We start from the raw sequence: 26,400 nt of genomic DNA on the forward strand, positions 1-26,400 counted from the left end.
CCGCCCCCGTGAGTCTCAGTCGCCCCGGCCGGTCCGCGCCGCGCCGCCCGCGCTGCCCGCGCCGTCCGGGACGGCGGCCGCGGGCAGCTCGTCGAGCGGCTTCGGGGTGCGGTCGGGGTGCAGGTCCCCCTGGCCGGTGGCCGGGGCGCCCGGGGCGAGTGACAGCTGCGCCGGGACGCTCTCCGGCAGCGCCCACTGCCGGGCCCAGTCCAGCTGCATCGAGGTCTCGCCGAAGACCGGCGGGAACATGTCGAGCTGGACGGTCATGTTCATGGCGCCGGGCGGGAAGTGGCCGGTCTCCGTGGTGGAGTACCACTCCTTGCCGTCGACGTAGGCGGTGATCCGCTCGGGGGTCCACTCCAGCGCCCACGCCGTCCACTCGGTGGCGTCGTGGGTCACCGTGCCGTACTCCTGGTCGTTGTTCTCGCCGTAGTGCAGGAAGAAGTCGGCGTCCTGCCGGTCGTCCGCGCTGATCTCCATCCAGTCGATCTCGCCGCCGACGGGCCAGTCCTCCTTCACCGGCCACAGCAGGATGACCGGGTGGTAGCCGCCCGCGCCCGGGGCGGAGCGCACGCAGGCCTCCCAGCGGCCGTACTGCTGACCGGGGTGCCAGCTCATCGCGCCGGTGTCGCCCTGCTCGTCCCCCGCGACCGTCACGACGCCGTCGGCCACCGTGATCTGCTCCGGCGTCCGCTGCCCCTTCTTGTCGTGCCCGGGCTCGGGGCCGTAGGCGTGCCAGTCCGGCGGCAGGCTCGTGCCGTCGAAGTCCGACTGCCGGGTGGGCCGCCCCCAGCCGAGGGTGTCCGCGGCGGTCGTGGCGCAGTGGGACGGCTGCGTGCCGGACGGGGCCGGCTCGGCGGCCGGGACGGGAGCCGGCTCGGCGGCCGGGACCGGGGTCTGCTCGGCGGCCTCGGCCGGGGTCGCGGCGAGGCCGGTCAGTGCCACCACCGCGCACCCACTCAGCGCGAGGGCGAGCATCCGCGACCGGACCGTGGAGCGCATCACGAGCACCTCTTGTCACATCTGCATCAGGACTGCGCTCATTTCACACCAGATCGTGAGGGATTCCAGCCCAGTCACCCGGTCGCGCGCCACCCTTTCGTGGCCGAGCGCACTCGCGACACTGCTCACCGTCACCACGGGTCACGGTGGACTCTCACCACCCGTGACCGGCCGGCAGACTCGGGCGAATGCCGCCACCCGCGCTCGCCACCGCCCTCGACCTGGCCCCGCACCCCGAAGGAGGGTGGTACCGCCGCACCTGGACCGCGCCCGTCACCGTCCAGACCGAGTACGGTCCGCGACCGAGCGCCACCGCCATCCTGTACCTGCTCGACGGGGAGTCACAGCGCCATCGGGTCCGCTCGTCCGAGCTCTGGCTGTGGCACTCCGGCTCCGGGGTCGAGCTGTGGATCGACGGTGGCCGCTACTCCCTCGACGCCCACCACCCCCAGCAGCTCGTCCCGCCGCACGCGTGGCAGTCCGCCAGGCTCGCCGGGCCGGAGCCCGCCCTCGTCTCCTGTGTGGTGTCCCCCGGCTTCGACTTCGCCGACTTCGAGCCGGCTGTCGATCCGGGCTGATCCCGTTCGTCGTCACCACGACCGACCGACAGACGGAGGACATCGTGAAGTACATGCTGCTGATCTTCGCCGGCACCGACGTGACCGAGCCCGAGTGCACGTTCCAGGACTGGCAGGTGTGGGACGAGACGCTGCGGGACTCCGGGGTCAAGGTCTCCGGCGAGTCCCTCGCCGATCTCGTCACCGCGACGACGGTGCAGGTGAGGCAGGGTGCCCGCACGGTGACGGACGGCCCGTTCGCCGAGACCCGCGAGCTGCTCGGCGGGTTCGTGGTGATCGACGTGCCGAACCTGGACGTGGCCCTGGACTGGGCGGCCTCCTGCCCCGGCTCCCGAGACGGCGGGGCGGTCGAGGTCCGGCCGGTCGCCGACTTCGGATGATCGAGCAGGTCTTCCGCGAGGAGCGCGGGCGGCTGCTCGCCGCCCTCGTGCACCGCTACGGCGACCTCGACCTGGCCGAGGAGGTGTGTTCCGAGGCCGTCGAGGCCGCGCTACGCACCTGGCCGCGAGACGGTGTGCCCGCGAAACCCGGTGCCTGGCTGTTGACCACCGCCCGCCGCAAGGCCCTCGACCGGCTGCGCCGGGACAAGGCCTACGCGCAGCGGCTCGCCCTGATCGCGGCGGAGGGCGAACGCCACGAGCCCGCGCCGGAGCTCGCGGACGGCCTGCCCGACGAGCGGCTGCGCCTGTTCTTCACCTGCGCCCACCCCGCGCTGGCGCCGGAGGACCGCACCGCGCTGACCCTGCGCTGCCTCGCCGGGATGGAGACCCCGGAGGTGGCCCGCGCCTTCCTCGTACCCACCGCGACGATGGCGCAGCGGATCGTCCGGGCGAAGAAGAAGATCCGGCAGGCGCGGATCCCGTTCCGCGTCCCCGGGCCGGACGAGCTGCCCGCGCGGCTGCCCGGCGTCCTGCAGGTCGTCTACCTGGTCTTCACCGCCGGGTACGCCGACGACCGGGTGGACCTCGCGGAGGAGGCGGTCCGGCTGGGCCGGATCCTGCACCGGCTCCTGCCGGCACGCGAGGTCGCCGGCCTGCTCGGGCTGATGCTGCTGACCCGCGCCCGGAACGGGACGGTCCCGCTCGAGGAGCAGGACCGGACCCGGTGGGACGCCTCGGCGATCGCCGAGGGCACCACGCTCGCCGAGACGTCGCTGACCGGCGGGCCGCCCGGACCCTACGGGGTGCAGGCGGCGATCGCCGCGCTGCACGCCGAGGCCCCGTCGGTCGCGGAGACCGACTGGGCGCAGATCGTCGCGCTCTACGACGTGCTGTACCGGCTGAGCCCCGGCCCCGTCGTCGCGCTGAACCGGGCGGCGGCCCTCGCCCTGCGGGACGGGCCGGAGGCCGGGCTCGCGGCCCTGCCCGCGGACGCCGAGCTCCGGACCTACCCCCTGCTGCCCGCCACCCGCGCTGACCTGCTCGAACGGCTCGGTCGCACGGCCGAGGCCATCGCGAGCTACGAGGAGGCGCTGCGCCTGGCGGGCTCCGACGCCGAACGGGACCGGCTCCGGAACAGACTGGACCGAATCGGACAAAACACTAAGCTCGGGGAATGACCGCCGCGCTCCCGGACGATCTCGAACCCCGCCGCCGCGCGGCCCAGCAGCAGCTGGAACGGGCGGTCGGCGAGGGCCGCCTGACGCTCGACGAGTTCACCGACCGGGCGGGCGCGGTCTGGGCCGCGGGCTCCGGGGCCGAGATCGAGCGGACCACCGCGGACCTGCCGGTCCCCGTCGTCGGCGGCACGAAGCCGGGGCGCTCGGCCCTCATCGGGGTGATCGGGGACATCACGCGCCGCGGACGCTGGTCCCTGCGCCGCAGGACGACGGCCGTGCTGCTGATCGGAGACGTCGACCTCGACCTGCGCGGCGCCGTCGTCGAGCAGGGGACGGAGCCGATCACCGTCGGCACCTGGTCGGTCCTCGGGGACACGGTGCTCACCGTGCCGGAGGGGGTGGAGGTGGAGGTCGGCGGCTTCACCCTGCTCGGGGACCGCAAGGTCGATCTCGCCCCCGTGCCGCGCGTCCCGGGGACCCCGGTCGTGCGGGTGCGGGTGTGGGGGCTCATCGGGGACGTCACGGTCCGCTCCGCCCGCTGAGGCCCGCTCAGGCGAGCAGCTGCTCCACCGGTCGGGTGTTGCGGATCCGCTCCGCAGGCACCCCGCACTGCACGGCGCGGGTGCAGCCGTAGTCGAGCCAGTCCAGCTGTCCGGGGGCGTGGGCGTCGGTGTCGAGGGTGAACTCGCACCCCGCCTCGACCGCGAGCCGGAGCAGCCGCTTCGGCGGGTCCAGCCGCTCCGGGCGCGAGTTGATCTCCACGGCGACGCCGTTCTCGGCGCAGGCGGCGAACACGGCGTCGGCGTCGAACTCCGACTCGGGCCGCGTGCGCCGCCCGGTGACCATCCGCCCGGTGCAGTGCCCCAGCACGTCGACGTGCGGGTTCGCCACGGCCGTCAGCATCCGCTCGGTCATCTCCGCGCGCGGCATCCGCAGCTTCGAGTGCACGCTCGCCACGACGACGTCGAGCTGGGCGAGCAGCTCCTCCTCCTGGTCCAACGCCCCGTCGTCGAGGATGTCCACCTCGATGCCGGTGAGCACCCGGAACCCGCGCAACCCGGCGTTGAGCTCGGCGATCTGCTCCAGCTGGCGGCGCAGCCGCTCGGGGGACAGGCCGTTCGCGACCGTCAGCCGCGGCGAGTGGTCGGTGATCACCACGTACTCGTGGCCCAGCGTGATCGCGGTCTCGACCATCTCCCAGAGCGGGGAGCCGCCGTCGGACTGGTCGGTGTGGCTGTGGCAGTCCCCGCGCAGCGCCTCCCGCAGCGCGACGGCGGCCTGGTCCAGCTCCACGCCCTCGGTCGCCTCCAACCGGCGCAGGTAGACCGGCACCTCCCCCGCCAGCGACTCGGCCACGCAGCGGGCGGTCACCTCGCCGACACCCTTGACGTCCCGCAGGTCCAGCGTCGCGACGTCCTTGCCGCGCGCCGCCTCCGTCCGCAGCGCGGCGGCGGCGTTGCGGAAGGCCCGGACCCGGTAGGTCGACTCGTGCGCGCGCTCCAGCAGGAACGCGATCCGGCGCAGATCGGCGATCGGGTCCCGGGCGGCCGTCATCGTCTCATTCTGCGGCTTCGCCGCCCGTGCGTGGGAAGTGGTGCCAGAGCACCACTTCCCACGCACGACCGTCAGCGGGAGGCGAGGCCCTCCTCGATGCGGGCGGCGTCGGCGAGCGCGCGGCCGTAGAGGATGCCGAAGGTGAAACCGTTCTCGCCGTCGGTGTGCGCGCGGGCCCCCAGGTCGCGCAGGACCTCGCGGCTCACCACGGCGTCCTGGTGCTCGCCGAGGGCTCGCGTGTGGGCCTTGAGCGCCGTGGGCTTGCGGCCGGCCACCTCGACGGCGTAGCGGGCCCGCTTGCCCGCCTTGCGGGCGTCGTGGAGGGCGACGTCCGCCCCTTCGCCCGCGACGAGCGCGCGCCGCGCCGCCTCCAGCCGCCTGGTGAACCGCTTGCGCGCCTTCGCCTCGCCCGCCTTCAGCCCCTTCGTCGACCGGGCGTCCTTCGCCAGCGGCGGGTCCTGCAGGAACCGCTCGAGCGCACCGCGCAGCGCGGTGTAGCGGTCAGAGTCGAGCGCGGCGAGCGTGGCGGCGCGCGCCTCGGCGCGGGCCCGGGCGAAGTGCCGGGTGACCTGCGCCTGCACCGACCCGAGCACGAGCTCCGCCGGCAGCGCGTCGATCTCCCGCACGATCCGCTCCTCCTGGACCTCCAGGTCGCGGGCCCCCGCGAGCGCCCGGCCGAGCCAGCGCAGCTCCTCGGCGAGCGCGTCCGCCCGCGGACCCCGCAGCAGTGAGTCGTAGGCCTTGAGCGCGCTGCGGATCCGGCGGGCCGCGACGCGCATCCGGTGCACGGCGTCCTCCTCGTCGCGGCGGGCGCCGATGTCCGCGGCGGCCAACCGGTCCGCGTGGGTGCCGAGGTAGACGAGCAGCGCCGCACCCGCGGAGCCCTTGCGGCCACGGGCCCGTTCGGGCGCGGGGGCCGCGGTCCGGCGCAGCAGGGCGTCGAGCTCGGCCTCGGCCGTCGCGTCCGTGGGGACCGCCGCGGCCTGGGCCAGGCGCTCCCGGAGCGCGTCGGCGAGCGCCGGACGGCTGGTGGTCACCTCCGCCTCGGACCAGTTCTCGAGGGCGGTCTCGGCGCCGAGGGTCGCGAGCTGGACCTCGTCCCGCACCAGCGCGGCGATCTCGCGGTTGTTGCCCCCGCGCAGCGACGCCCGGGTCCGCACCCGGCGGATCCGACCGACCGGCCCGACCTCGGCGCCGCGGAGCACGCCGCGGACCAGCTCGTGCAGCTCGTCGGGCAGGGCGGGGTCGACGCCCTCGACGTCCGGCGGCGGCGCCGGGACGCGGAGCTGCTCCCCCTCGACGGCGTCGGGCAGGTCCAGGTGCCAGTGCGCCTCGGTGCTCGAACGGTGCACGGCGAGCACGATCCCCGAGGTGGCCAGCCGCAGGTCCGGCGAGTCGTAGCGCTCGACCTCCAGGACCTCCTGGTCGCCCTCCGCCACGGACCGGACGCCTGCCAGCCCGCTCAGGTTGGGCGCGCCCGCCCGGGCGGGGGCGCGGTAGTGCACGGACGAGGACGCGGCGGAGGTGGTCGTGCGCACAGACATGCTCCAGGGGTGCCCGACCCGGCCGCGCGTCAATCGTCAGGGTGACAGCAGCTTCTTCTGGACCTTGCCCATGGCGTTGCGCGGCAGCGCGTCGGTGTAGCGGATCTCGCGGGGCCGCTTGTGGGGTGCGATCAGCGACGCGACGTGGTCGATCAACACCGACGGCGCGGGCGGCACCCCCGTCGCGACGACGTGCGCCACGATCCGTTCGCCCAGGTCCGGATCGGCGACCCCCACCACGGCGGCCTCCGCCACGTCCGGGTGCTCCAGGAGGGCGTTCTCGATCTCCCCGGCCCCGATCTTGTAGCCGCCGGACTTGATCAGGTCCGTGGCCTGCCTGCCGACGAGGGCGAGCAGGCCGTCGTCGGTCCAGCGGCCGATGTCGCCGGTGCGGAACCAGCCGTCCGCGGTCCGGGCGGCGGCGGTCGCGTCGGGCAGGTCGAGGTAGCCCGAGAACAGCTGCGGCCCCCGGACCTCGACGGCCCCGAGCCCGTCGCCCTGGTCGACCAGCCGGACCTCGGTGCCGGCCAGCGGCCGTCCGACGGTCCCGACCACCGGTTCCTCGTCCGCCCTGGCCGCGGTGAGGATGAGGGTCTCGGTGAGCCCGTAGCGTTCCCGGACGGCGAGCCCCGTCGTCTTCTCGATCCGCGCGTGGTCGACGGCGGTGAGCGCAGCGGAGCCGGAGATCAACAGCCGGGCGCCGCCGACCGCCTGGGCCGCAACGGGATCGGCCTCGAAGTCCGCCGCGAGCCGGTGGTAGTGGGTCGGAACGCCGAACACCATCGTGGCGCCGCCCGCGACGGCGGCGGCCAGCGCGGCGCCCGAGATCGCGCCGAGGTGCAGCAGCGAGCCGCCGCGGCGCAGCGGGCCGATCGTGCCGAGGACGAGGCCGTGCACGTGGAAGATCGGGAGGGCGTGGGTGAGGCGGTCCGCGGCGGTCCAGGCCCAGGCGTCGGCGAGGGCGTCGAGGTCGGCGGCGAGGGCGCCGCGGGAGAGCACGGCGCCCTTCGGCGGGCCCGTCGTGCCGCTGGTGTAGACGACCAGTGCGGGGCTCGCGGGGTCCGGCTCGGCCGGGACCGGCGCGGGCTCCGGGCGGGCGGCCACGTCGACGGCGATCCGCGGCAGGTCCACGGGGACGTCCTCACCGGGCGCGGCCAGCACCAGCTCCGGCGCCGAGTTCGCCACGATGTGCGCCAGCTCCCGTGAACCCGCCTTCGGGTTGATCGGCACCACCGGGACCCCGGCGCGCAGCCCCGCGACGATCCCGGTCGCCGCCGCGAGCGTGGGCGTGGCCCACACCGCCACCCGGCTGCGCCCGGCCAGCCGCGCCCCGAGGTGCGAGGCGAGCGCCGCCAGCTCCCGGTAGGTCAGCGCCCCGTCGGGGAAGGCGAGCGCGGGAGCGTCGGAGGGATCGAGCAGGCCGGGCAGCAGCGCGTCGGGCATGGGCGCATTATGCGTGGCCGACCCGACCCGGCCCGGGTCAGCGGGTGTGGCGGCGGGCGATCTCGCGGCCCAGGAGGTGACCCGAGCGCCAGGCCGTCTCGATGCGGGAGCTGCCCCACCCGTCGCCCGCGAGCGCGATCCCGTTCTCCCCCAGGTGGAACGGCTCGGCGCGGGCGTGCTCGGGGGCGGCGAAGCGCCAGCGGTGCGCGTCGGTCCAGACGGGGTCGTCGGTGAGGTCGAGGAGCTCCCGCACCGCCTCGACGACCATGGGCACGGCCGCGGCGGGGTCCGCGTCGAACCGGCGCGCCACCTCGGCGGTGGTGTGCGACACCAGGACCGGGACGTCGTCGCCGCGCCGGGCGCCGTCGTCCGCGACCAGGGTGAGGACGGGATGGTCGTTCACGAACGCGGCGGCGAGCTCGGGCCAGGCCCGCGCCGGGTACCCGGCGGCCACGGTGACGGTCGGCCGCCACGGCCGGTCCGCGAGCAACGCGACCTCGGGGAGCCCCGGGTCGAGGACCCGGGCGGCCTGCGGATCGGGCATGGCCAGCACGACGACGTCCGCGGGCTCGCCGTCCACCCGCGGGCCGGCCTCGACCCGGCCGACCTCGCGGCGCAGCTCGACGTCCAGCCCCTCGGCGAGCGCGGCGACCAGGCTGCGCAGCCCGGCGGGCGCGGCCCAGCGCATCGGGCCCGGCGCACGCGAGCGGTCGCCGTGCTCCAGGACCGCGAGCTCGGCGGTCCACGGCCGGGCGAGCCCGGCGGACCGCCACTCCGCCACGACCTCGGCGAACTCCGGGTCCCGGACGGTGAAGTAGGCGGCGCCCATGTCGACCGGGCGTCCGTCGTGCGGGGAGCTCGCCATCCGCCCGCCGACCGTGGCGGCGCGGTCGACCACCCGCACGGGGATCCCCGCGGCGGCGACCGCCCGGGCACACGCGACCCCCGCGAGCCCGGCCCCCACCACCACGACGCTCATGACGGGGCCAGCCTAGAACCGATTCCACCGCGGGCCCAGCCCACGCCCGAGTGACCACATCCCGGCCCGATGGCGGTCAGGTGATGAGGCGGCCGGCTCTCTCCCGCCACCACCGCGTGCGTTCGGCGTCCGCCGCGACCTGGTGGCGGCGGACGGGGTCGGGGGCGCGGCGCAGGACCGGGAGCTCGCCGTTCACCGGGAGCAGGCGGTCGGCGTCGGCCACGACGTCGGTGGTGAACAGCCGCCCCGTCCCGAGGCCGCAGGCGTAGTCGAGCGACGGGAGCGCCGCGGCCAGCGCGATCTCCGCGGCCAGCCCCACACTGGACTCCAACGCCGAGGACACCACGCAGGGCAGCCCGACCGCCTCCGCCACCTGCAACGCCCGACGCACTCCGCCGAGCGGGAGGGCCTTGAGGATCGCGACGTCCGCGGCGTCGGTCAGCGACACCCGCAGCGGGTCGGCGGCCCTCCGGATGGCCTCGTCCGCCGCGATCGGCACGTCCACCCGGCGCCGCACGGCCGCGAGCTCGTCGAGGGTCGCGCACGGCTGCTCCACGTACTGCAGTCCCCCCGCGGCCCGGTCCAGGGCCCGGATCGCGACCACGGCCTCGTCCACGGCCCAGCCCGTGTTGGCGTCCACCCGGACGTGCCCGGCGGACCCGAGGGCGTCTCGCACGGCCGCGACCCGCTCGAGGTCCTCCCCCGCGGAGTCCGGGTGGTCGGCGACCTTGACCTTCGCCGTGGCACATCCGCTGGCGCGCACCATGTCCGCGGCCTGCTCGGGCCCGACGGCGGGGACGATGCAGTTCACCGGGACCATCTCGCGGACGGGCGCGGGCCAGCCGTCGAACGCCGCCTCCCGCGCCCCGGCGAACCAGGCCGCGGCCTCGGCGTCGGGGTACTCCGGGAAGGCGCAGAACTCACCCCATCCGGCGGGGCCCTCGATCAGCAGCCCCTCGCGGACGGTGGTCCCGCGGAACCGGGTGGTCAGCGGGATGGCGTAGACGTCCACGGCGCCCGACGGTACTCAGGCGATCATCTCGTGGTGCCCCGGGTCGATGCGGCGGGTGCGTCTGCGGAAGCTGAAGGTGTAGCCGGGCCACAGGGTGCGGTTGCGGCCGTGCTCGTCGAGGTACCAGCTGGCGCAGCCGCCGGTGGCCCACACCGCCGTCGACAGCCGGTCCTGGATCTCGGCGTTGAACCGGGCCTGGGCCTCCGGCCGGGTGTCGATCGCGACGGCGCGGTGCCGGTCGACCGTGCGCATGGCGTCGAGCACGGTGTCGACCTGGGACTCCACCATGAACACCATCGAGCTGTGGCCCAGCCCGGTGTTCGGGCCCACGATCGTGAACAGGTTCGGGAAGCCCGCCACCGTGGTGCCGAGCAGCGCCTCCGGGCCCTCGGCCCAGGCGTCGGCCAGCTTGACCCCGTCCCGCCCGGTGATCGCCATGCTCGCCAGCCCGTCCGCGACCTTGAACCCGGTCCCGAACACGATGACGTCCGCGGGGTGCTCGACGCCGTCCGCGGTCACCACGCCGGTCTCGGTGACCCGGGAGATCGCGGCGGTCTCCACCGCGACGTTCGGGCGGCGCAGGGCCGGGTAGTAGTCGTTGGACATCAGGATGCGCTTGCAGCCCATGGTGAAGTCGGGCGTGACCGTGCGGCGCAGGTCGGGGTCACCCGCGAAGACCTTGCGCAGGTAGGCCTTTCCCAGCCCCTGCACGGCCCGCATGATCCGCGGGTGCAGGAAGCCCGCGACCAGTGCCTCGTGCCGCCAGTAGAGCGAGAGCCGCTGCAGGCGCTGGAGCAGCGGGAACCGGCGGAACCGCCGCCGCGTCGACGAGGAGATGGGCCGGTCCGGCTTCGGCAGCACCCAGGGGGCGGTGCGCTGGAAGAGGGTCAGCCGCGCGACGTCCGGCGCGATGGCGGGCACGAACTGGATCGCGCTCGCGCCGGTGCCGATCACCACGACCCGCTTGCCCGCGAGATCCACCGAGTGGTCCCACTGGGCGGAGTGGAAGGCGGTGCCCGCGAAGCGGTCCAGCCCCTCGATGTCGGGGACCTGCGGCTCGTGCAGGGCGCCGGTGCCGAAGACCACGAACCGGGCGCGCAGGGTCTCGCCGTCGGCGGTGCGGACGTCCCAGGCGGTGCCGTCCCACTCGGCCCCGACGACCTGCACGCCGAACCGGATCCGGTCGCGCAGCCGGTAGCGGTCGGCCGTCGCCTCGAGGTAGGCGCGGATCTCCGGCTGGCGGGCGAAGGTCCGGGTCCAGTCCGGGTTGGGGAAGAACGAGAAGGAGTAGAGGTGGGACTCGACGTCGCACGCGCAGCCCGGGTAGACGTTGTCCCGCCAGGTGCCGCCCAGCGAGTCCCCCTTCTCGAGGATCAGGAAGTCCCGGCGGCCCGCCTCGTCCAGCTTGACGGCGGCCCCGAGACCGGCGAACCCGCTCCCGACGATCAGCGTGTCGATCATGGCGTCCCCTCCCTTGGGTGTTACCGGCGGTAACTTACCACCGGTAACCTGTAGGGTCGAGCCATGAGGACCCGGTTCACCCGCGCGGAACGGGAGGCTCAGATCCTCGACGCGGCCGTGGCCGTGTTCACCGAACGGGGCTACGCCAACACCTCGATGGACGCCGTGGCCGAGCGGGTCGGCGTCACCAAGCCGGTGTTGTACACCCATTTCGGCAGCAAGGAGGGCCTGCTGCTGGCGTGCGTCACCCAGGCGCGGGCGCAGCTGCTCGAGGCCACCTCGCAGGCCGCGATGGAGGCGAGCGGGCCGGAGGACATGCTCCGCCGCGGCACGCTGGCCTTCTTCCGGTTCCTCGACGATCGGCGCGGTTCCGCGCTCGTCTACGCCGAGTCGAGCGTCACCGCCGAGGCGATCGAGGACATCCGGGCGCAGCAGACGGACTTCATCGCGTCCCTGCTCGGGGCCGCCGACCCGACCGCGGACCCGCAGCGCCTGCAGGGCTGGGCACGGGTGATCGTCGGCGCCTGTGAACGGTTGGCGCACTGGCGCAAGCAGGACCCGTCGGTGACCGCCGAACAGGCCACCGAGTACCTCATGGACCTCGCCTGGCAGGGCCTGGGCGCACGCGCAGGCGATTCGGGTCGTGCGCGGTAAGTGGTGCTCTGGCACCACTTACCGCGCACGGGCGACGAAGTCGCAGAATAAGACCGTGACGACGACCGCCCCTCGCCTGCTCCAGGTGCGCCGCCGCACCGACGTGACCCCGCGCATGATCCGGGTGACCCTCACCGGTGACGAGCTCGCGGGCTTCCCGGGCGAGGGCCCGGACCGTCGGATCAAGATGTTCTTCCCGGTCGAAGGGCAGCTGCGGCCCGCGGTCCCGCGGGCGAGCACGGGTGGTCCGGTGTGGCCGACGGGTGAGGCGCGCCCCACCATCCGCACCTACACGGTCCGCCGCTTCGACCCCGCGGCCGCGGAGCTGGACGTCGACTTCGTGGTGCACGACGGCTACGGGCCCGCCGCCGCGTGGGCGCAGGCCGCCGAGCCCGGGGCCTGGGTCGGGGTGTCGGAGCCCGGCGGGCGCTGGGAGCCGCAGGAGGCCGACTACCACCTGGTGATCGGGGACGAGTCGGCGCTGCCCGCGATCGCGACGGTGCTCGAGGCGCTGCCCGGCGCCACCGTGCTCGGGTTCGTCGAGGTGGCGGACGCCGCCGAGGAGCAGGACCTGCCGGTGACCTGGGTGCACCGCGGGGACGCCCCCGCCGGGGAACCGCTCGTGGCGGCGGTCGAGAACGCGGTCCTCCCCGAGGGCGTGGGCCAGGCGTGGCTCGCGGGCGAGTCCGCCGCGGTGAAGGAGATCCGCGCACACCTGTTGGGCCCCAGGAGGTTCGACCGGCGCAAGGTCTACGCGACGGGGTACTGGCGGGCGCGCTGACCGCCGTAGCCGGATCAGCTCGGGATCACGGTGCCGGGTCCACCTGGATGCGCTCGCCGACCCGCGTGACCCGCACCCGCCGCCCGACGACGGCCTCCCCCGGTTCCCCCGCGGGGCCGTCCGGGAAGAGCGTGAGCGTGCGGGCGCTGGCGGCGTCGCCCTCCGCGGTGCACCCCGCGATGCGGTCGCCGTCGTCGGTGAGCGCGATCAGGTAGGCCTGGGCGGGGTGGCCGTCCCGGTCGTACTCGACGGTCGCGGCCTCCACCGTGACCTCCCCCGCCGCGTCCACCAGGCGCGGGCCCGGCTCCGCCGCGTCGTGCGGGACGGGATCGCCGACGTACCCGTCGACGTGCGGTTCCGCCGCCAGGACGACGGCGTGCTGGCGCGTCAGGTACCCGCCGTTCGCGTGCACCAGCGCCGTCCGCGCGCCCGCCCGGATCCGGTGGGCGCAGGCGGCGAGCGAGTGCAGCGTGTAGCTCGACAGCGGCCCGCCGAAGGCCGAGTGGCCACCGGTCGCGCCCGCCGTCGCCTCGAGGGGCAGCCCGAGGTAGCGCGCCGCCAGCCGCGGGACGACCGGGAAACAGCAGTAGACGTCGACGAGGTCGAGCTCGTCGGCCGCGAGACCCGCCGCGGCGAGCGCCCGGTCGAACGTCGAGCACAGGGCGGGCGATCCCGCGAGGTCCGCGCGGCTCAGCACGTCCGCGGTGTCCGCGGCGCCCGCGCCGCCCCACACGTGCACCATCCGGTTCTCGGGCACCCCGTGCTCGCGGGCGGTCTCGACCGAGGTCACCAGTAGCGCCGCGGCCTGGTCGACCAGCGGCATCGCGTTCATCGCGAGCGGGTAGGGCTCGCAGATCATCCGGTTCTCGGGGCGGACCGAGGCGACCTCGGAGGCGTTGCGCACCAGGGGGTTCCAGGCGTACTCGTTCTCGGCCGCCACGCTGGAGAGCGCCGCGAACACCCCGGCGCCCGCCGCCATCGTCTCCGCCGGGCTCTCCCCCAGCGCGTGCCCGAGCGCCGTGTCGACCATCGGGTAGAAGCGCCGCGGCAGCGCGATCCCGGCGGCGAGCATCGCGGGCGAGCCCAGGTCGTCCGGCCCGATGGGGGCCGGACCGCCGGGGTCGGTGGTCCAGCCCAGGTCCGCTCCGGGGTCGACGCCCGCCCGGTCCAGCACGGTCGTCGACGCCGCCGCCTCGGCCCCCGCCACCAGCTCGATCCGGGTCTCCCCGGCGGCGATCCGGGCGGCGGCGGCGTCGAGCAGCGCGGCGGGCTGGTGTCCGCCCACCGGTGCCGACTCCCGCCGCGCGGGCTCGGCGGCGAGCCGGTCGGCGAGCAGCCGCGGCAGGTCGTCGTAGGCCCAGCTGGCGGTGTGGGTCAGGGAGATCGCGTCGAGCTCGCGGAGCATCCGGGTGCCGCGGGCGTCCGCGGCGGCGGCCTGCACGGCGTCCGCGAGCAGGCGCAGCGGCTCGCGGGCCCCCGCCACGGTCCGGTCCCGGTTGCCACGCACCTGGCCGATCCCGACCAGCACGGGCGATCTCTCCGGGAGCACCGGCGAAACCTAGTACAGCGCGGCGGCGCCGCGGCCGGTCACCCCGTCCACAGCCGATGCACAGGAGACGCTCACCGCCACCACAGCGGTCGGGGGCACGCTCCTATCATGTCCGAGGTGAGCGAGCAGTCCGCACCACTGCGCCGGGCCGACGGCGGGCCCGTCCGCGTGCTCGTGGTGGACGACGAGGCCACGCTCTCCGACCTGCTGCAGATGGCGCTGCGCTACGAGGGCTGGGAGGTCCGCACCGCGGGCGACGGCCGCGCCGCGGTCCGCACGGCGCGGGAGTTCGCGCCGGACGCGGTCGTCCTGGACATGATGCTGCCGGACCTCGACGGGCTCGAGGTGCTCAAGCGGCTGCGCGCGAGCGCCCCCGAGGTGCCGGTGCTGTTCCTCACCGCGAAGGACTCGGTCGAGGACCGGGTGGCGGGGCTGACCGCGGGCGGCGACGACTACGTGACCAAGCCCTTCAGCCTCGAGGAGCTGGTCGCGCGGCTGCGCGGGCTGCTGCGCCGGGCCGGGATGACGGCGGCGCGGCAGGGCTCGGAGCTCGTCGTCGGTGATCTCGTGCTGGACGAGGACTCCCACGAGGTCCACCGCGGCGACACCGCGGTCGAGCTGACCGCCACCGAGTTCGAGCTGCTGCGCTTCCTCATGCGCAACCCCAAGCGCGTGCTGTCGAAGGCCCAGATCCTCGACCGCGTGTGGAACTACGACTTCGGCGGCCAGTCCAACGTCGTCGAGCTCTACGTCTCCTACCTGCGCAAGAAGATCGACGCGGGCCGCGCACCCATGATCCACACCGTCCGGGGGGCCGGCTACGTGCTCAAACCGGGGACCGCATCGGGATGACGGCATGACGCTGCGCGCCCGGACGCTGCGCGCCCGGCTGGTGGCGACGGTCCTGCTGCTGCTCGCGCTGGTCGGCGCCGTGATCGGGGTGGCGACCACACTGGCGTTGCGCGGTTTCCTCTACGGACAGCTCGACGCCGAGGTCCTCAGCGCCGCCAGCCGGTTCGCCGTGTCGCGCAGCCAGCCCGCCCCGCCGGGGGCGCCGACGGACTTCCTCGGTCCCGCGCAGCGTCCGCGCACGGTCGGCGCGGTCGTCGTGGGAGACACCGTGCAGGACGCGGCGGTCACCGACCGGCGCGGCTCGTCCAGCCCGGTGTCGGCGGCGGACCAGGCGGTGCTCGCCGCCGTCTCCCCCGGTCCGTACCCGCGGACGGTCGACCTGTCGCTGGGTGCGTACCGCGTGGTGGCGCTCACCACCGCCGACGGGGTCCTGGTGGTGGGGCAGCCCGCCGAGCAGGTCACGGACGTGGTGAACCGGCTGGTGGTGATCGAGCTGATCGTGATCGGGGTGGCCCTCGCGGGCGCCGCGGCGGTCGGTCTGGTCGTGGTGCGCCGGGAGCTCCGCCCGCTGGAGGAGGTGGCGGGCATCGCCGCCGCGGTGTCCACGATGGAGCTGGACTCCGGGGAGGTGGACCTGGCCACCCGGGTCCCCGAGCCCGACGACCGGACCGAGGTCGGTCAGGTCGGGGTCGCGCTGAACCGCATGCTGGACAACGTCTCCGGTGCGCTCGACGCCCGTCAGGAGAGCGAGACCCGGCTGCGTCGCTTCGTCGCGGACGCCAGCCACGAGCTGCGTACCCCGCTCGCCGCCATCCGCGGGTACGCCGAGCTGAGCCTGCGCGACCCGGCGGGCTCGGCGTACCCACTGGCGCGCATCACCTCCCAGGCCGAGCGGATGTCCGCCCTGGTCGAGGACCTGCTGCTGCTCGCCCGGCTGGACGCGGGCAGGCCGCTAGAACGCACCGAGGTCGACCTGACCCGCCTCGTGCTCGACGCCGTCTCCGACGCCCACGCCGCGGGGCGCACCCACCGCTGGGAGCTCGACCTCCCCGACGAGCCGGTGACCGTGACCGGGGACGCCTCCCGGCTCACCCAGGTGCTCACGAACCTGCTCGCCAACGCCCGCACCCACACCCCCGCGGGCACCCACGTCACGGTCGGCCTGCGCCCGGGCGCGGTGGTGACGGTCTCCGACACCGGCCCCGGCATCCCCGCCGACCTGGCCCCGCACGTCTTCGAACGCTTCGCCCGCGGCTCGGCGGGCCGGGCCCGGGCCGGCAACGACACCCCCGGCACCGGTCTGGGCCTGGCCATCGTCGACGCGGTGGTGGCCGCCCACGGCGGCACGGTGCAGCTGACCAGCCGCCCCGGCCACACCGCGTTCACCGTCCGCCTCCCGATGTCCGACTCGCGTGTCGAGAGTGGGGGACTCGCGGGATAGGACGCACAGCCGCCGCACAGGTGGAGCACCGTCGGGGCACAGCGGGCCCGGCCAGGGTCGTCCGTGTGACGAGCACTCTCTCCCGGCCGACCGCCCCCGACACCCCGGCGCCGCCGTCGCGCGGCCGGGCTCTGGAGCGGGCCTCGGTCGCCGCACTGCTGATCGGCACGGGGGTCCTCTACCTGGTGAACCTCGCGGCCTCGGGGTGGGCGAACGCCTTCTACTCCGCGGCCGCACAGGCGGGCGGGGAGAACTGGGAGGCGTGGTTCTTCGGGTCCTCGGACGCCGCGAACTCGATCACCGTCGACAAGACCCCCGCGGCGCTGTGGGTCACCGGGCTCGCGGTCCGGGTCTTCGGGCTGAGCAGCTGGAGCATCCTGGTGCCCCAGGCGCTCATGGGGATCGGCGCCGTCGCCCTGCTGTACACGACGGTCCGGCGCACGTCGGGACACGCCGCGGGGCTGCTCGCGGGCGCGGTGCTCGCGCTGACCCCGGTCGCGACGTTGATCTTCCGGTTCAACAATCCCGATGCCCTGTTGGTCCTGCTCCTGGTGGCCGCGGTCTGGGCGACGCTGCGGGGCCTGGAGCACGGCCGGGGCCGCTGGCTCCTGCTCGCCGGGGTGTTCCTGGGCCTCGGCTTCCTCACCAAGATGCTGCAGGCCTGGCTGATCGTCCCGGTCCTGGCGGCGGTGTGGCTGGTGGCCGCCCCGACGGGGATCGGACGGCGCGTCCGGGACGTGCTGCTCGCCGGCCTCGCGATGGTCGTGAGCGCCGGCTGGTGGGTGCTGGTCGTGGAGCTGTGGCCCGCCGGGTCGCGGCCGTACATCGGCGGGTCGCAGCACGACTCGGTGCTCGAGCTCGTGTGGGGCTACAACGGCCTCGGGCGGCTGACGGGCGACGAGACCGGCAGCGTCGGCGGCGGCGCGGGGGGCGGGTGGGGACAGACCGGGCTCACCCGGCTGTTCGGGTCCGAGATGGGGTCGGAGGCGTCCTGGCTGCTGCCGACGGCGCTGATCCTGCTGGCCACGCTCGTCTGGTTGACCTGGCGGCGGCCCCGCACCGACCGGCTGCGGGCCGCGGTGCTCGCCTGGGGCGGCTGGTTGCTGGTCACCGGGCTGCTGTTCAGCTACATGGCCGGGATCATCCACCCGTACTACACGGTGGCCCTGGCGCCCGCGATCGCCGCGCTCGTCGGGATCGGGGCGGTGGAGCTGTGGCGGGTCCGGGACCGGGCGGCGCCACGGGTGCTGCTGGCCGCCTCCGTGGCGGCCGCCGCGGTGTGGGGCGCCGTCCTGCTGGGCTCCTGGCAGCCCTGGCTGAGCTGGACGTCCCTGGCGCTGGGCCTCGCTGCCGCCTGCGCGCTGCTCGGCGTGCACCGGCTCCCCCGGCTCCTCACCGCAGGTGTGGTGACGGTCGCGGTCCTCGCCTCGCTGGCGGGCTCCGCGGCCTGGTCGATCGCCACCGCGGCCGAGCCGCACACCGGGGCCATCCCCAGCGCAGGGGCGGCGAGCGCCGCCCGCGCCGGGTTCGGCGGACCCGGCGGACCCGGCGGGTTCGGCGGGTTCGGCGGGCGGCCGGGCGGCGCGCTGCGCGGCGGCGGTCTCGGGGGCGGGCCGGGTGGTCTCCCCGGCGGCCCCGCCCGGGGCGGTGGCCGCGCGCCGGGGGGCGGGTTCGCGGGCCTCCTCGGCACCACCACCCCGTCCGCGCAGGTCACGGCTCTGCTCGAGGAGAACGCGGCGGACTACACCTGGGTCGCCGCCGCCGTCGGGTCGAACACCGCGGCGGGCTACCAGCTGGCCACCGGGAGCCCGGTCATGGCGGTCGGCGGCTTCAACGGCACGGACCCCTCGCCCACGCTCGCGCAGTTCCAGCAGGACGTCTCGCGGGGCGAGATCCACTGGTTCGTCGGCGGCGCGATCATGGGCGGCACCGCGACGGGTGGCAGCGACGCCGCGGCCCGCATCGCCGAGTGGGTGCAGCAGAACTTCGCCGCGACGACCGTCGACGGCGTCACCCTCTACGACCTGAGCGGCGGCACCACCGCCTGACGCCTGCGCCCGAGGACCATCGGCAAGGAGACCGGCCCGCGCCCACCAGGGCACGGGCCGGCCGTCGTGCGCGGCGACCCCCGGGGCCCGCCGTTCACAGCCGGCGCACAGGCGGGTCCCACGGCCCGGACAGCGAGGGCCGGAACCGTGATCGTCATGAGCCCAGCCACCACCGAGCCCGCAGACCCGACCAGGTCTCCCGGGCGGGGCGGCCGCGTCGTGCTGGACATCGTCGTCCCCGTCTACAACGAGGAGGCGGACCTCGAGCGGTCGGTGCGCCGCCTGCACGCCCACCTCCGCGCCACGTTCCCCTACACGTTCCGGATCACGGTGGCGGACAACGCCTCCACCGACTCCACGCCGCAGATCGCCGCCCGGCTCGCCGCCGAGATCCCCGAGGTCCGGCCGACCCGGCTGGAGCAGAAGGGGCGGGGACGGGCGCTGCAGACCGCGTGGTCGGCGTCGGACGCCGAGGTCCTCGCCTACTGCGACGTCGACCTGTCCACCGACCTCGACGCCGTCCTGCCGCTGGTGGCGCCGTTGATCTCGGGACACTCCGACCTGGCGATCGGCACCCGGCTCGGCCGCGGCTCGCGGGTGGTCCGCGGGGCCAAGCGCGAGTTCGTCTCCCGCTGCTACAACCTGATCCTGCGCAGCACCCTCGCGGCCGGGTTCTCCGACGCGCAATGCGGGTTCAAGGCGATCCGGGCGGACGTCGCACGCCGGCTGCTCCCCCTCGTCGAGGACACCGGCTGGTTCTTCGACACCGAGCTGCTGGTGCTGGCCGAGCGCGCGGGCCTGCGGATCCACGAGGTCCCCGTGGACTGGGTCGACGACCCGAACTCCACGGTGGACATCGTGGCGACGGCGGTCGCGGACCTGAAGGGGGTGTGGCGCGTCGGACGGGCGCTGGCCGCGGGCACGCTGCCGATCGCCGACGTCCGCGCCCAGCTCGGGCGCGCCCCCCTGCAACCGGACGTCGCCGGTGTCCCGAAGGGCCTGCCGACCCAGCTGGTCCGGTTCGCCGCCATCGGCATCGCCAGCACGCTCGCGAACCTGCTGCTGTTCCTGCTGTTCCGGACCTTCGCGGGCCCGATCGCCGCGAACGTGGCGGCGCTGCTGCTCACCACGATCGCCAACACCGCGGCCAACCGCCGTCTGACCTTCGGCGTGCGCGGGCGCGCGGGCGCGGCGAGACACCAGGTCCAGGGGCTGATCGTGTTCGGCCTCGCGCTGGGCCTGACGACCGGTGCGCTCGCCCTGCTCGGCGCCCTGCTCCCGGACGCCCACCAGGCCGTCGAGGTCGCCGCGATCGTCGCGGCGAACCTGGTCGCCACCGTGTTGCGGTTCGTCCTGTTCCGCGCCTGGGTGTTCCGGCCCCGAGCCGCGGCGGGCACCGCGGCCGCGGCGACACCCACCACTACCCGCATCGCCGCCTGAGAGGACCTCGTTGACCGCCACCCTGGCCACCCGGCCCGTCCACGGACCCTCCCCGCACGAGCCCCGCGCCACCCGCGGCCACCGCTGGGCGGTCGCCGCGCTGCTCGTCGGCACCGCCGTGCTCTACCTCCAGAACCTCGCGGCCTCGGGGTTCGCGAACTCGTTCTACGCCGCCGCCGCGCAGGCCGGGACGCAGGACTGGACCGCGTTCTTCTTCGGTTCGCTCGACCCGGGCAACGCGATCACCGTCGACAAGCCGCCCGCCGCGCTGTGGGTCATGGCGCTCTCGGGACGGATCTTCGGGTTCAGCTCGTGGAGCATGCTCGCACCGCAGGCGCTCATGGCCGTGGCCGCGGTGTGGGTGCTGTACTGCGCGGTCAAGCGGGTCGCGGGCCTGGGCGCCGGACTGCTGGCGGGGACCGTGCTCGCGCTGACCCCCGTCGCGGTCCTCATGTTCCGCTTCAACAACCCCGACGCCTTGTTGGTGCTGCTCCTGGTTCTGGCCGGGTACACGACGGTGCGGGCGCTCGAGAAGGCCTCCTGGCGGTGGCTGCTGCTGACCGGACTGGTGCTCGGGTTCGCGTTCCTCACGAAGATGCTCCAGGCCTTCCTGGTCGTACCCGGCTTCGCGCTGGCCTACCTGTGGGCGGCGCCGACGACCGTGGGCAGGCGGATCCGGGACGTGCTGGTCGCGGGCGTCGGGATCGTGGTCGGCGCGGGCTGGTGGCTCGCCGCGGTGGCCCTGTGGCCCGTCGGGTCCCGGCCCTACATCGGCGGCTCCACCGACAACTCCCCGCTCGAGCTGGCCTTCGGCTACAACGGCCTCGGTCGGATCTTCGGTGGGGAGGGCGACCGTGGCGGGGCGGGCCCCGCCGCCGCCGGCGAGCAGGCCGGGGGCTTCGGTGGCGGCTTCGGTGGCGGCTTCGGTGGGGGCATGTTCGGTGGCCAGCCCGGCCTCGGTCGGCTGTTCACCACGTCGTTCGGCACCCAGATCTCGTGGCTGCTACCGGCCGCGCTGATCCTGGCGGTCGCCGCGTTCGTCCTGACCCGGCGGGCGCCGCGGACCGACGCCCTGCGGGCGTCGCTGCTGGTCTGGGGCGGCTGGACCGTCGTGACCGCGCTCGTGTTCAGCTTCATGAGCGGCACCATCCACCCCTACTACTCGGTGGCGCTCGCCCCCGGGATCGCGGCGCTCGTCGCGCTCGGCGGCCGCGAGGCCTGGCGGGCCCGCGACACCGGGCTCGGCCGCGCCACCCCGGCCGTGGCGACCGCGGTGACCGCGGTGTGGGCCTTCGTCATGCTCGGCTGGTCCCCGGCCTTCCTGCCCTGGCTGCGGTGGGTCGTGCTGGTCGCCGGGCTGGTCGTGGCCCTCGCGTTCCTGGTCCCGATCGGGCGGTGGCGCTGGGCGGGCGTCGTCGCCGGCGCGGCGGTGGTGGTCGGTCTGCTGGCGCCGACGGCCTCCGCCGCCGTCACCGCGGGGACGGCCCACACCGGGTCCATCCCCTCTGCGGGACCGGCCGTCGAGGACAGCGGGGTCACCGGGGCGGCCGGTGGGCCGGGCGGGGCGTGGCGCGGGCCCCGCGCCGGTGGCGCCGAGGCACAGGGGGTGCCGGAGGGCGGTCCGGTCGACCTCCCCGGTTTCCCCGGCGGCGTCGGTGACATCGGCGGCTTCGGGGGCGGCTTCGGGGGCTTCGGCGGACCAGGCGGCGCCGAGACCGTCGATCCCGACCTCGTCACGCTGCTGCAGAACGCGGGCACCCGCTGGGCCGCCGCGACGAGCGGCTCCCAGGGCGCGGCCGCGATGGAGCTCGCCTCGGGCGCCTCGGTGATGGCCATGGGCGGGTTCACCGGCTCCGATCCCTACCCGACGCTGCCGCAGTTCCAGCAGTACGTGGCGAACGGCGAGATCCACTACTTCGTCGGTGGGGGGACGGGCGGCGGTCCGGGCGGGCGCGGCGGGGTCTCCGCGGAGATCACCACCTGGGTCGAGCAGCACTTCACCGCGCAGACCGTCGGCGGCCGGACCGTCTACGACCTGACCGCCCCGACGGGCTGACCCGACCGGCGGGTGATCACGGCCGGGTCCACCCCCGCGTGGTGTGATGGGGGCCGTGACGCTCCGCTCCGCGCTCTCCGCCGCGCTCGGGACCTCCCGGGCACTCGTCGCGCTGACCCGCTCCGGAGTCGTCCGGCCGGTCCGGCCGGACCGGCTCGTCACCGGGCTGGCCGGGCTCGCCCGGTACCGGCTCACCCTGGCGGGCGGATACGCGTTCGGCGCCGCCCGCCACCCGGACCGGCCCGCGATCGTCGACGACGCGGGCACCCTCACCTACGCCGACGTGCACCGTCGCACCGAGGGGATGGCCCGCGGTCTGGCGCGGCGCGGGGTCACCGCGGACACCCGCGTCGGGGTGTTGTGCCGCAACCACCGCACGGCCGTCGAGGCCATGGTGACCGGGTCGAAGCTCGGGGCGGACGTCGTCCTGCTCAACACCGGCATGTCCCCCGGACAGCTCGCCGAGGTCGCCGCCGAGCTGACCCTGCACACGGTCGTCGCGGACGAGGAGTTCGCCTATCCCGACGCCCTGACCGACACCGAGTTCGACGCCCTCGCCGACACCCCCGGCGCACCCGTCCCGCGGCCCGCCCGCGAGGGTCGGATGATCGTGCTCACCTCCGGCACCACCGGCACCCCGAAGGGCGCGCGCCGCCCACCGATCTCGAACCTCGGGCCGGCGGCCGCCATCCTGTCCGTCATCCCGCTGCGCGCCGCCGATCCCGCGCTGATCGCCGCACCGCTGTTCCACACCTGGGGCAACGCGGGCCTGCTGCTGATCCTGCTCCAGGGCGGCACCGTGGTGCTGCGCAGGAAGTTCGAACCCGAGGACCTCCTGGACACCGTCGAGCGCGAGTCCGTCGAGGTGATCATCGGGGTGCCGGTCATGGTCCAGCGGCTCTACGAGACCGGCGAGCCGTGGCGCGGGCACCGCCCCCGCGTCGTCGCGGTGTCGGGATCGGCGCTGCCGAGCGGGCTGGCCGAGCGGTTCATGGACCGCTACGGAGACGTCCTCTACAACCTCTACGGCTCCACCGAGGTGTCCTGGGTCAGCATCGCGAGCCCGCGCGACCTGCGGGAGGCACCCGGCACCGCGGGGCACCCGCCCGCGGGCACGGTCCTGCGGATCCTCGACGAGGACGGCCGGGCCGTCCCGCCGAACACCGAGGGCCGCGTCTTCGTCGGCAACGACATGCCGTTCGAGGGCTACACCCGTCCCGGCGCCGAGATCGAGACGCACGACGGCCTCATCGGCACCGGGGACGTCGGGCACCTGGACGACGCGGGCCGCCTCCACCTCACCGGCCGCGGCGACGACATGATCGTCTCGGGCGGCGAGAACGTCCACCCCGGACCGGTCGAGGACCTGATCGCCGCGTCCGACGACGTGCGGGAGGTCGCCGTCGTCGGGGTGCCGGACGAGCGTTTCGGCCAGCGCCTGGCCGCCTACGTCGTGCGCGCGCCGGGGGCCACCGTGGACGAGGACGGCATCCGCGACCTGGTCCGTGCGAAGGCCGCCCGCTACGCGGTCCCCCGGGACGTCGTCTTCCTGGACGAGCTGCCCCGTAATCAGACCGGGAAGGTCGTCAGCAGAGAGTTACCAGGCGTGCGCTGAGCGCGTCGTTCCAGGTCACCCGTGCGATTTAGGTGACCCTTAGGTAGAGTCCCGTCATGGCCGGGGAACCGCTGGAGCGCTGCTCGGGGGTCGCGCGCCTGCTCGCCGAACCCCTCCCCGGTACGGCCCCGGTGGCGCAGCGACTGGTGTTCGTGGAGAGCGTCGGGGCGTGGCCGCGGTCGGTGGACCGCCATCCCGATCCGGCGATCGCCGGGCTCGCCGCCCGGGCCGCGGACGCCGGGCGGAAGGTCCTCCTGATCCGCAGGCCGGGCCGTCGTCTCGCGCCGGACGCGCCGCGCACGGTGCTGGTCGCGGACGTCGCGCCGGGTGCCGCGCGGGTCGGGCGCTTCCTGGTCGACGGACCCGCCAACCTCGCCGCACTCCCCCTGGACACCGGCGGGGAGCCCGTCACCCACCCGTCCCTGCTGGTCTGCACGCACGGCACGCGGGACGTGTGCTGCGCGATCGAGGGCCGGGCGCTGGCCGCGGCGGTGGCCGAGACCGGCCAGGTGGACGTCTGGGAGTGCTCGCACCTGGGCGGGCACCGCTTCGCCCCCACCGCACTCGTCCTGCCCACCGGCTACCTCTACGGGCGCCTGGACCCGGCGAATGCCGTCGCCGCGGCCAAGGCCGCGGGCGCGGGCGAGGTGGAGACCGCGCACTGCCGCGGGCGGATGGCGTGGACGGCGGCGGGTCAGGTCGCCGAGCTCGCGGTCCGTGAGCACACCGGCCTGCGGGATGCGGACGCGCTGGGCGTGACCGAGGTGAGCATGAGCACGGAGCCGTTCACCCGGGTCGTCGTGTCCGGGATCGGCGCGCAGTGGGAGGTGCGGGTCGAGGAGCAGCGGGGTCCGGCGCGGCCGCTGTCCTGCGCGGGAACCCTCGAGCGGTGCGCCCCGCTGGTGGCCACCGCGGTCCATTCGGTGACCCGGGCATGAAAGAGATCCCCATCCCGGCGCACCGGAATGGGGATCTCGTTCTGTAGTCCCGACGGGATTTGAACCCGCGCTACCGCCTTGAGAGGGCGGCGTCCTAGGCCGCTAGACGACGGGACCAGGAACAGCACACAACACTTTCTCCAGCATCGAAAACCGCAGCTGTGCTGGGCTTTCGCGTAGTCCCGACGGGATTTGAACCCGCGCTACCGCCTTGAGAGGGCGGCGTCCTAGGCCGCTAGACGACGGGACCTGGACATGCTGATGAAATTGCTGGAAACAGTGTGTGTGTTTCCGCTGGGGTACCAGGACTCGAACCTAGACTAACTGAACCAGAATCAGTCGTGCTGCCAATTACACCATACCCCAAGGAGACAGCCGGACAGTCTGCAGTAGCCCCGCCCGGCGTCCCTTGCAGAGAAGACTCTAGACCACGCCTCCCGAGCCCTGCACGGCACCCCCCAGTCGGCGCAGCGAGACCACCCGACCCAGCAGTTCCATGGACTCGTAGAGCGGCGGCGACACGGTGCGGCCGCTGATCGCGACGCGGATCGGGCCGAACGCCTTCCGCGGCTTGAGCCCCAGGCCCTCGACGAGGGACTCCTTCAGGGACTCCTCGATCGCCGCCGTCGTCCACTCCGGGAGGGACTCGAGACCCTTGATCGCCGCGTCGAGGATCGGCCCGGCGTCCGGGCCGAGGTTCTTCGCGGCGGCGTCGGGGTCGATCTCGAGCTCGTCGACGAAGAGGAAGGCCAGCATGCGCGCCGCGTCGGACAGCACGACGGAGCGTTCCTGCACGAGCGGCGCCGCGGCGGTGAGCACCGGGTCGTCCGCGGCCACGGTGAGGCCGATCGCCGCCAGGTACGGGACCACCCGCGCCGCGAAGTCCGCGGGGTCCAGGGCGCGCAGGTGCGCGGCGTTGATCGCCTCGGCCTTCTTCAGGTCGAAGCGGGCGGCGTTCGAGGAGACCCGGGAGACGTCGAACGCCTCGACCATCTCGGCGAGCGAGAAGACGTCCCGGTCCTCGGCGATCGACCAGCCGAGCAGCGCGAGGTAGTTGAGCAGGCCCTCCGGGAGGAACCCGCGGTCGCGGTAGAGGAACAGGTTGGACTGCGGGTCCCGCTTGGAGAGCTTGCGGCTGCCCTCGCCGGTGACCAGCGGGAGGTGCGCGTAGGTCAGCGGGCCCTCGCCGATCCCGACCCGCGCCAGCGCTTCGAGCAGCGCGATCTGCCGCGGGGTGGAGGCCAGCAGGTCCTCGCCGCGCAGGACGTGGGTGATGCCCATGAGCGCGTCGTCGAGCGGGTTGGTCAGCGGGTAGAGCGGCGTGCCGTCCCCGCGGGCCAGCACGAAGTCCGGCACGGTGCCCTGCTTGAACGTGATCTCGCCGCGGATCAGGTCGGTGAACACGATGTCGCGGTCCGGCATGCGCAGCCGGTAGACGGGCTTGCGGCCCTCGGCGCGGAAGGCCTGCTTCTGCTCCTCGGTGAGCGCACGGTCGGCGTTGTCGTAGCCCAGCTTCGGGTCGCGCCCGGCGGCCCTGTGGCGGGCCTCGATCTCCTCGGCGGAGGAGTAGGACTCGTAGACCTCGCCCGCCTGCACGAGCCGCCCGAGCGCGTCCCGGTAGAGGTCGCCGCGCTCGCTCTGCCGGTAGGGGCCGTGCGGGCCGCCCTGCTCGGGGCCCTCGTCCCAGTCGAGACCGAGCCAGCGCAACGCGTCGAGGATCGCCTCGTAGCTCTCGACGCTGTCCCGCTGCGCGTCGGTGTCCTCGATCCGGAACACGAAGTCGCCCTGGTGGTGGCGGGCGTGCGCCCAGTTGAACAGGGCGGTGCGGATCAGCCCGACGTGCGGGGTGCCGGTGGGCGAGGGACAGAAGCGGACGCGGACTCTACTCATGGTGG

General features: G+C 74.8%; 22 protein-coding genes and 3 tRNA genes. 13 read left to right on the forward strand and 12 right to left on the reverse strand.

Translation table 11 applies throughout. The features are described 5' to 3' along the window. Positions 1-15: 15 nt before the first annotated feature. Positions 16-1,002 (reverse strand): glycoside hydrolase family 16 protein, encoded by a 987-nt coding sequence (locus BLS43_RS10630; protein WP_143030002.1) that lies wholly within the window; start codon positions 1,000-1,002, stop codon positions 16-18. A gap of 188 nt (positions 1,003-1,190) precedes the next feature. On the opposite strand from BLS43_RS10630, the gene BLS43_RS10635 reads away from it, so the two are divergent. Genes BLS43_RS10635 through BLS43_RS10650 form a run of 4 tightly spaced genes read left to right on the forward strand, consistent with a single transcriptional unit; the run spans position 1,191 to position 3,680 of the window. Next, positions 1,191-1,580, forward strand: a complete 390-nt coding sequence (locus BLS43_RS10635; RefSeq protein WP_093081515.1) for a cupin domain-containing protein — start codon at positions 1,191-1,193, stop codon at positions 1,578-1,580. Positions 1,581-1,624: 44 nt separating this feature from the next. Next, the gene (locus BLS43_RS10640) at positions 1,625-1,960 is read left to right on the forward strand and encodes a YciI family protein (RefSeq protein ID WP_093081518.1); all 336 of its coding nucleotides are present in this window, start codon (positions 1,625-1,627) and stop codon (positions 1,958-1,960) included. Then, positions 1,957-3,138, forward strand: a complete 1,182-nt coding sequence (locus tag BLS43_RS10645; protein WP_093081522.1) for an RNA polymerase sigma factor — start codon at positions 1,957-1,959, stop codon at positions 3,136-3,138. Before BLS43_RS10640 ends, BLS43_RS10645 begins: the two co-directional genes overlap by 4 nt. Then, the gene (locus tag BLS43_RS10650) at positions 3,135-3,680 is read left to right on the forward strand and encodes a DUF1707 SHOCT-like domain-containing protein (RefSeq protein ID WP_093081527.1); all 546 of its coding nucleotides are present in this window, start codon (positions 3,135-3,137) and stop codon (positions 3,678-3,680) included. Before BLS43_RS10645 ends, BLS43_RS10650 begins: the two co-directional genes overlap by 4 nt. Before the next feature lie 7 nt (positions 3,681-3,687). On the opposite strand, the gene BLS43_RS10655 is transcribed toward BLS43_RS10650, so the two are convergent. From BLS43_RS10655 to BLS43_RS10680, 6 genes are all read right to left on the reverse strand, one after another. After that, positions 3,688-4,692 carry a PHP domain-containing protein gene (locus tag BLS43_RS10655; RefSeq protein WP_093081532.1) on the reverse strand — a complete coding sequence of 335 codons (1,005 nt, stop codon included), beginning with the start codon at positions 4,690-4,692 and terminating at the stop codon, positions 3,688-3,690. 71 nt (positions 4,693-4,763) lie between these two features. Further along, positions 4,764-6,236, reverse strand: coding sequence for a CYTH and CHAD domain-containing protein (locus BLS43_RS10660; protein WP_143030003.1), 1,473 nt, complete (start codon positions 6,234-6,236; stop codon positions 4,764-4,766). A 36-nt stretch (positions 6,237-6,272) separates the two neighbouring features. After that, entirely contained in the window at positions 6,273-7,679 is a 1,407-nt protein-coding gene (locus tag BLS43_RS10665; protein ID WP_093081542.1) for an AMP-binding protein, read from the reverse strand. 37 nt (positions 7,680-7,716) lie between these two features. Beyond that, positions 7,717-8,658: an NAD(P)/FAD-dependent oxidoreductase gene (locus BLS43_RS10670; RefSeq protein WP_093081546.1), complete on the reverse strand. Its 942-nt coding sequence runs from the start codon at positions 8,656-8,658 to the stop codon at positions 7,717-7,719. A gap of 76 nt (positions 8,659-8,734) precedes the next feature. After that, positions 8,735-9,670, reverse strand: coding sequence for an o-succinylbenzoate synthase (locus tag BLS43_RS10675; RefSeq protein WP_093081551.1), 936 nt, complete (start codon positions 9,668-9,670; stop codon positions 8,735-8,737). 15 nt (positions 9,671-9,685) lie between these two features. Beyond that, on the reverse strand, positions 9,686-11,131 hold the full coding sequence (locus BLS43_RS10680) for a flavin-containing monooxygenase (RefSeq protein WP_093081556.1): 1,446 nt from the start codon (positions 11,129-11,131) through the stop codon (positions 9,686-9,688). Between the two features lie 63 nt (positions 11,132-11,194). On the opposite strand from BLS43_RS10680, the gene BLS43_RS10685 reads away from it, so the two are divergent. Together BLS43_RS10685 and BLS43_RS10690 are read left to right on the forward strand one after the other, a co-directional pair. After that, positions 11,195-11,785, forward strand: coding sequence for a TetR/AcrR family transcriptional regulator (locus BLS43_RS10685; protein ID WP_093081561.1), 591 nt, complete (start codon positions 11,195-11,197; stop codon positions 11,783-11,785). 55 nt (positions 11,786-11,840) lie between these two features. Continuing rightward, entirely contained in the window at positions 11,841-12,566 is a 726-nt protein-coding gene (locus BLS43_RS10690) for a siderophore-interacting protein (protein ID WP_093081564.1), read from the forward strand. Between the two features lie 25 nt (positions 12,567-12,591). Here the strand turns inward: BLS43_RS10690 and BLS43_RS10695 are convergent, their stop codons facing one another. After that, complete coding sequence (locus BLS43_RS10695; protein ID WP_093081568.1) at positions 12,592-14,115, reverse strand: acetyl-CoA acetyltransferase; 1,524 nt, start codon at positions 14,113-14,115, stop codon at positions 12,592-12,594. Positions 14,116-14,223: 108 nt separating this feature from the next. Here BLS43_RS10695 and BLS43_RS10700 point away from each other — a divergent pair, with 108 nt between their 5' ends. From BLS43_RS10700 to BLS43_RS10730, 7 genes are all read left to right on the forward strand, one after another. Continuing rightward, positions 14,224-14,967, forward strand: coding sequence for a response regulator transcription factor (locus BLS43_RS10700; protein WP_093081573.1), 744 nt, complete (start codon positions 14,224-14,226; stop codon positions 14,965-14,967). Positions 14,968-14,971: 4 nt separating this feature from the next. Continuing rightward, entirely contained in the window at positions 14,972-16,408 is a 1,437-nt protein-coding gene (locus BLS43_RS10705) for a sensor histidine kinase (RefSeq protein ID WP_093081578.1), read from the forward strand. 65 nt (positions 16,409-16,473) lie between these two features. Then, positions 16,474-18,456, forward strand: coding sequence for a glycosyltransferase family 39 protein (locus BLS43_RS10710; protein ID WP_093081584.1), 1,983 nt, complete (start codon positions 16,474-16,476; stop codon positions 18,454-18,456). A 156-nt stretch (positions 18,457-18,612) separates the two neighbouring features. After that, positions 18,613-19,896 (forward strand): bifunctional glycosyltransferase family 2/GtrA family protein, encoded by a 1,284-nt coding sequence (locus BLS43_RS10715; protein WP_093082559.1) that lies wholly within the window; start codon positions 18,613-18,615, stop codon positions 19,894-19,896. Positions 19,897-19,906: 10 nt separating this feature from the next. Next, complete coding sequence (locus BLS43_RS10720; protein WP_093081589.1) at positions 19,907-21,952, forward strand: ArnT family glycosyltransferase; 2,046 nt, start codon at positions 19,907-19,909, stop codon at positions 21,950-21,952. A 46-nt stretch (positions 21,953-21,998) separates the two neighbouring features. Next, complete coding sequence (locus BLS43_RS10725) at positions 21,999-23,567, forward strand: AMP-binding protein (protein WP_093081594.1); 1,569 nt, start codon at positions 21,999-22,001, stop codon at positions 23,565-23,567. 56 nt (positions 23,568-23,623) lie between these two features. Continuing rightward, the gene (locus tag BLS43_RS10730) at positions 23,624-24,505 is read left to right on the forward strand and encodes a ferredoxin family protein (protein WP_093081599.1); all 882 of its coding nucleotides are present in this window, start codon (positions 23,624-23,626) and stop codon (positions 24,503-24,505) included. 44 nt (positions 24,506-24,549) lie between these two features. Here the strand turns inward: BLS43_RS10730 and BLS43_RS10735 are convergent. From BLS43_RS10735 to gltX, 4 genes are all read right to left on the reverse strand, one after another. Next, positions 24,550-24,622: transfer RNA gene (locus BLS43_RS10735), tRNA-Glu, on the reverse strand. 60 nt (positions 24,623-24,682) lie between these two features. After that, a tRNA-Glu gene (locus tag BLS43_RS10740) sits at positions 24,683-24,755 on the reverse strand. A 44-nt stretch (positions 24,756-24,799) separates the two neighbouring features. After that, a tRNA-Gln gene (locus BLS43_RS10745) sits at positions 24,800-24,871 on the reverse strand. Between the two features lie 57 nt (positions 24,872-24,928). Beyond that, positions 24,929-26,395, reverse strand: a complete 1,467-nt coding sequence (gene gltX / locus BLS43_RS10750) for a glutamate--tRNA ligase (RefSeq protein WP_093081610.1) — start codon at positions 26,393-26,395, stop codon at positions 24,929-24,931. Between the last annotated feature and the right edge of the window lie 5 nt (positions 26,396-26,400).

Origin of the sequence: Pseudonocardia oroxyli (assembly GCF_900102195.1) — a bacterium.
Lineage (GTDB): Bacteria > Actinomycetota > Actinomycetes > Mycobacteriales > Pseudonocardiaceae > Pseudonocardia > Pseudonocardia oroxyli.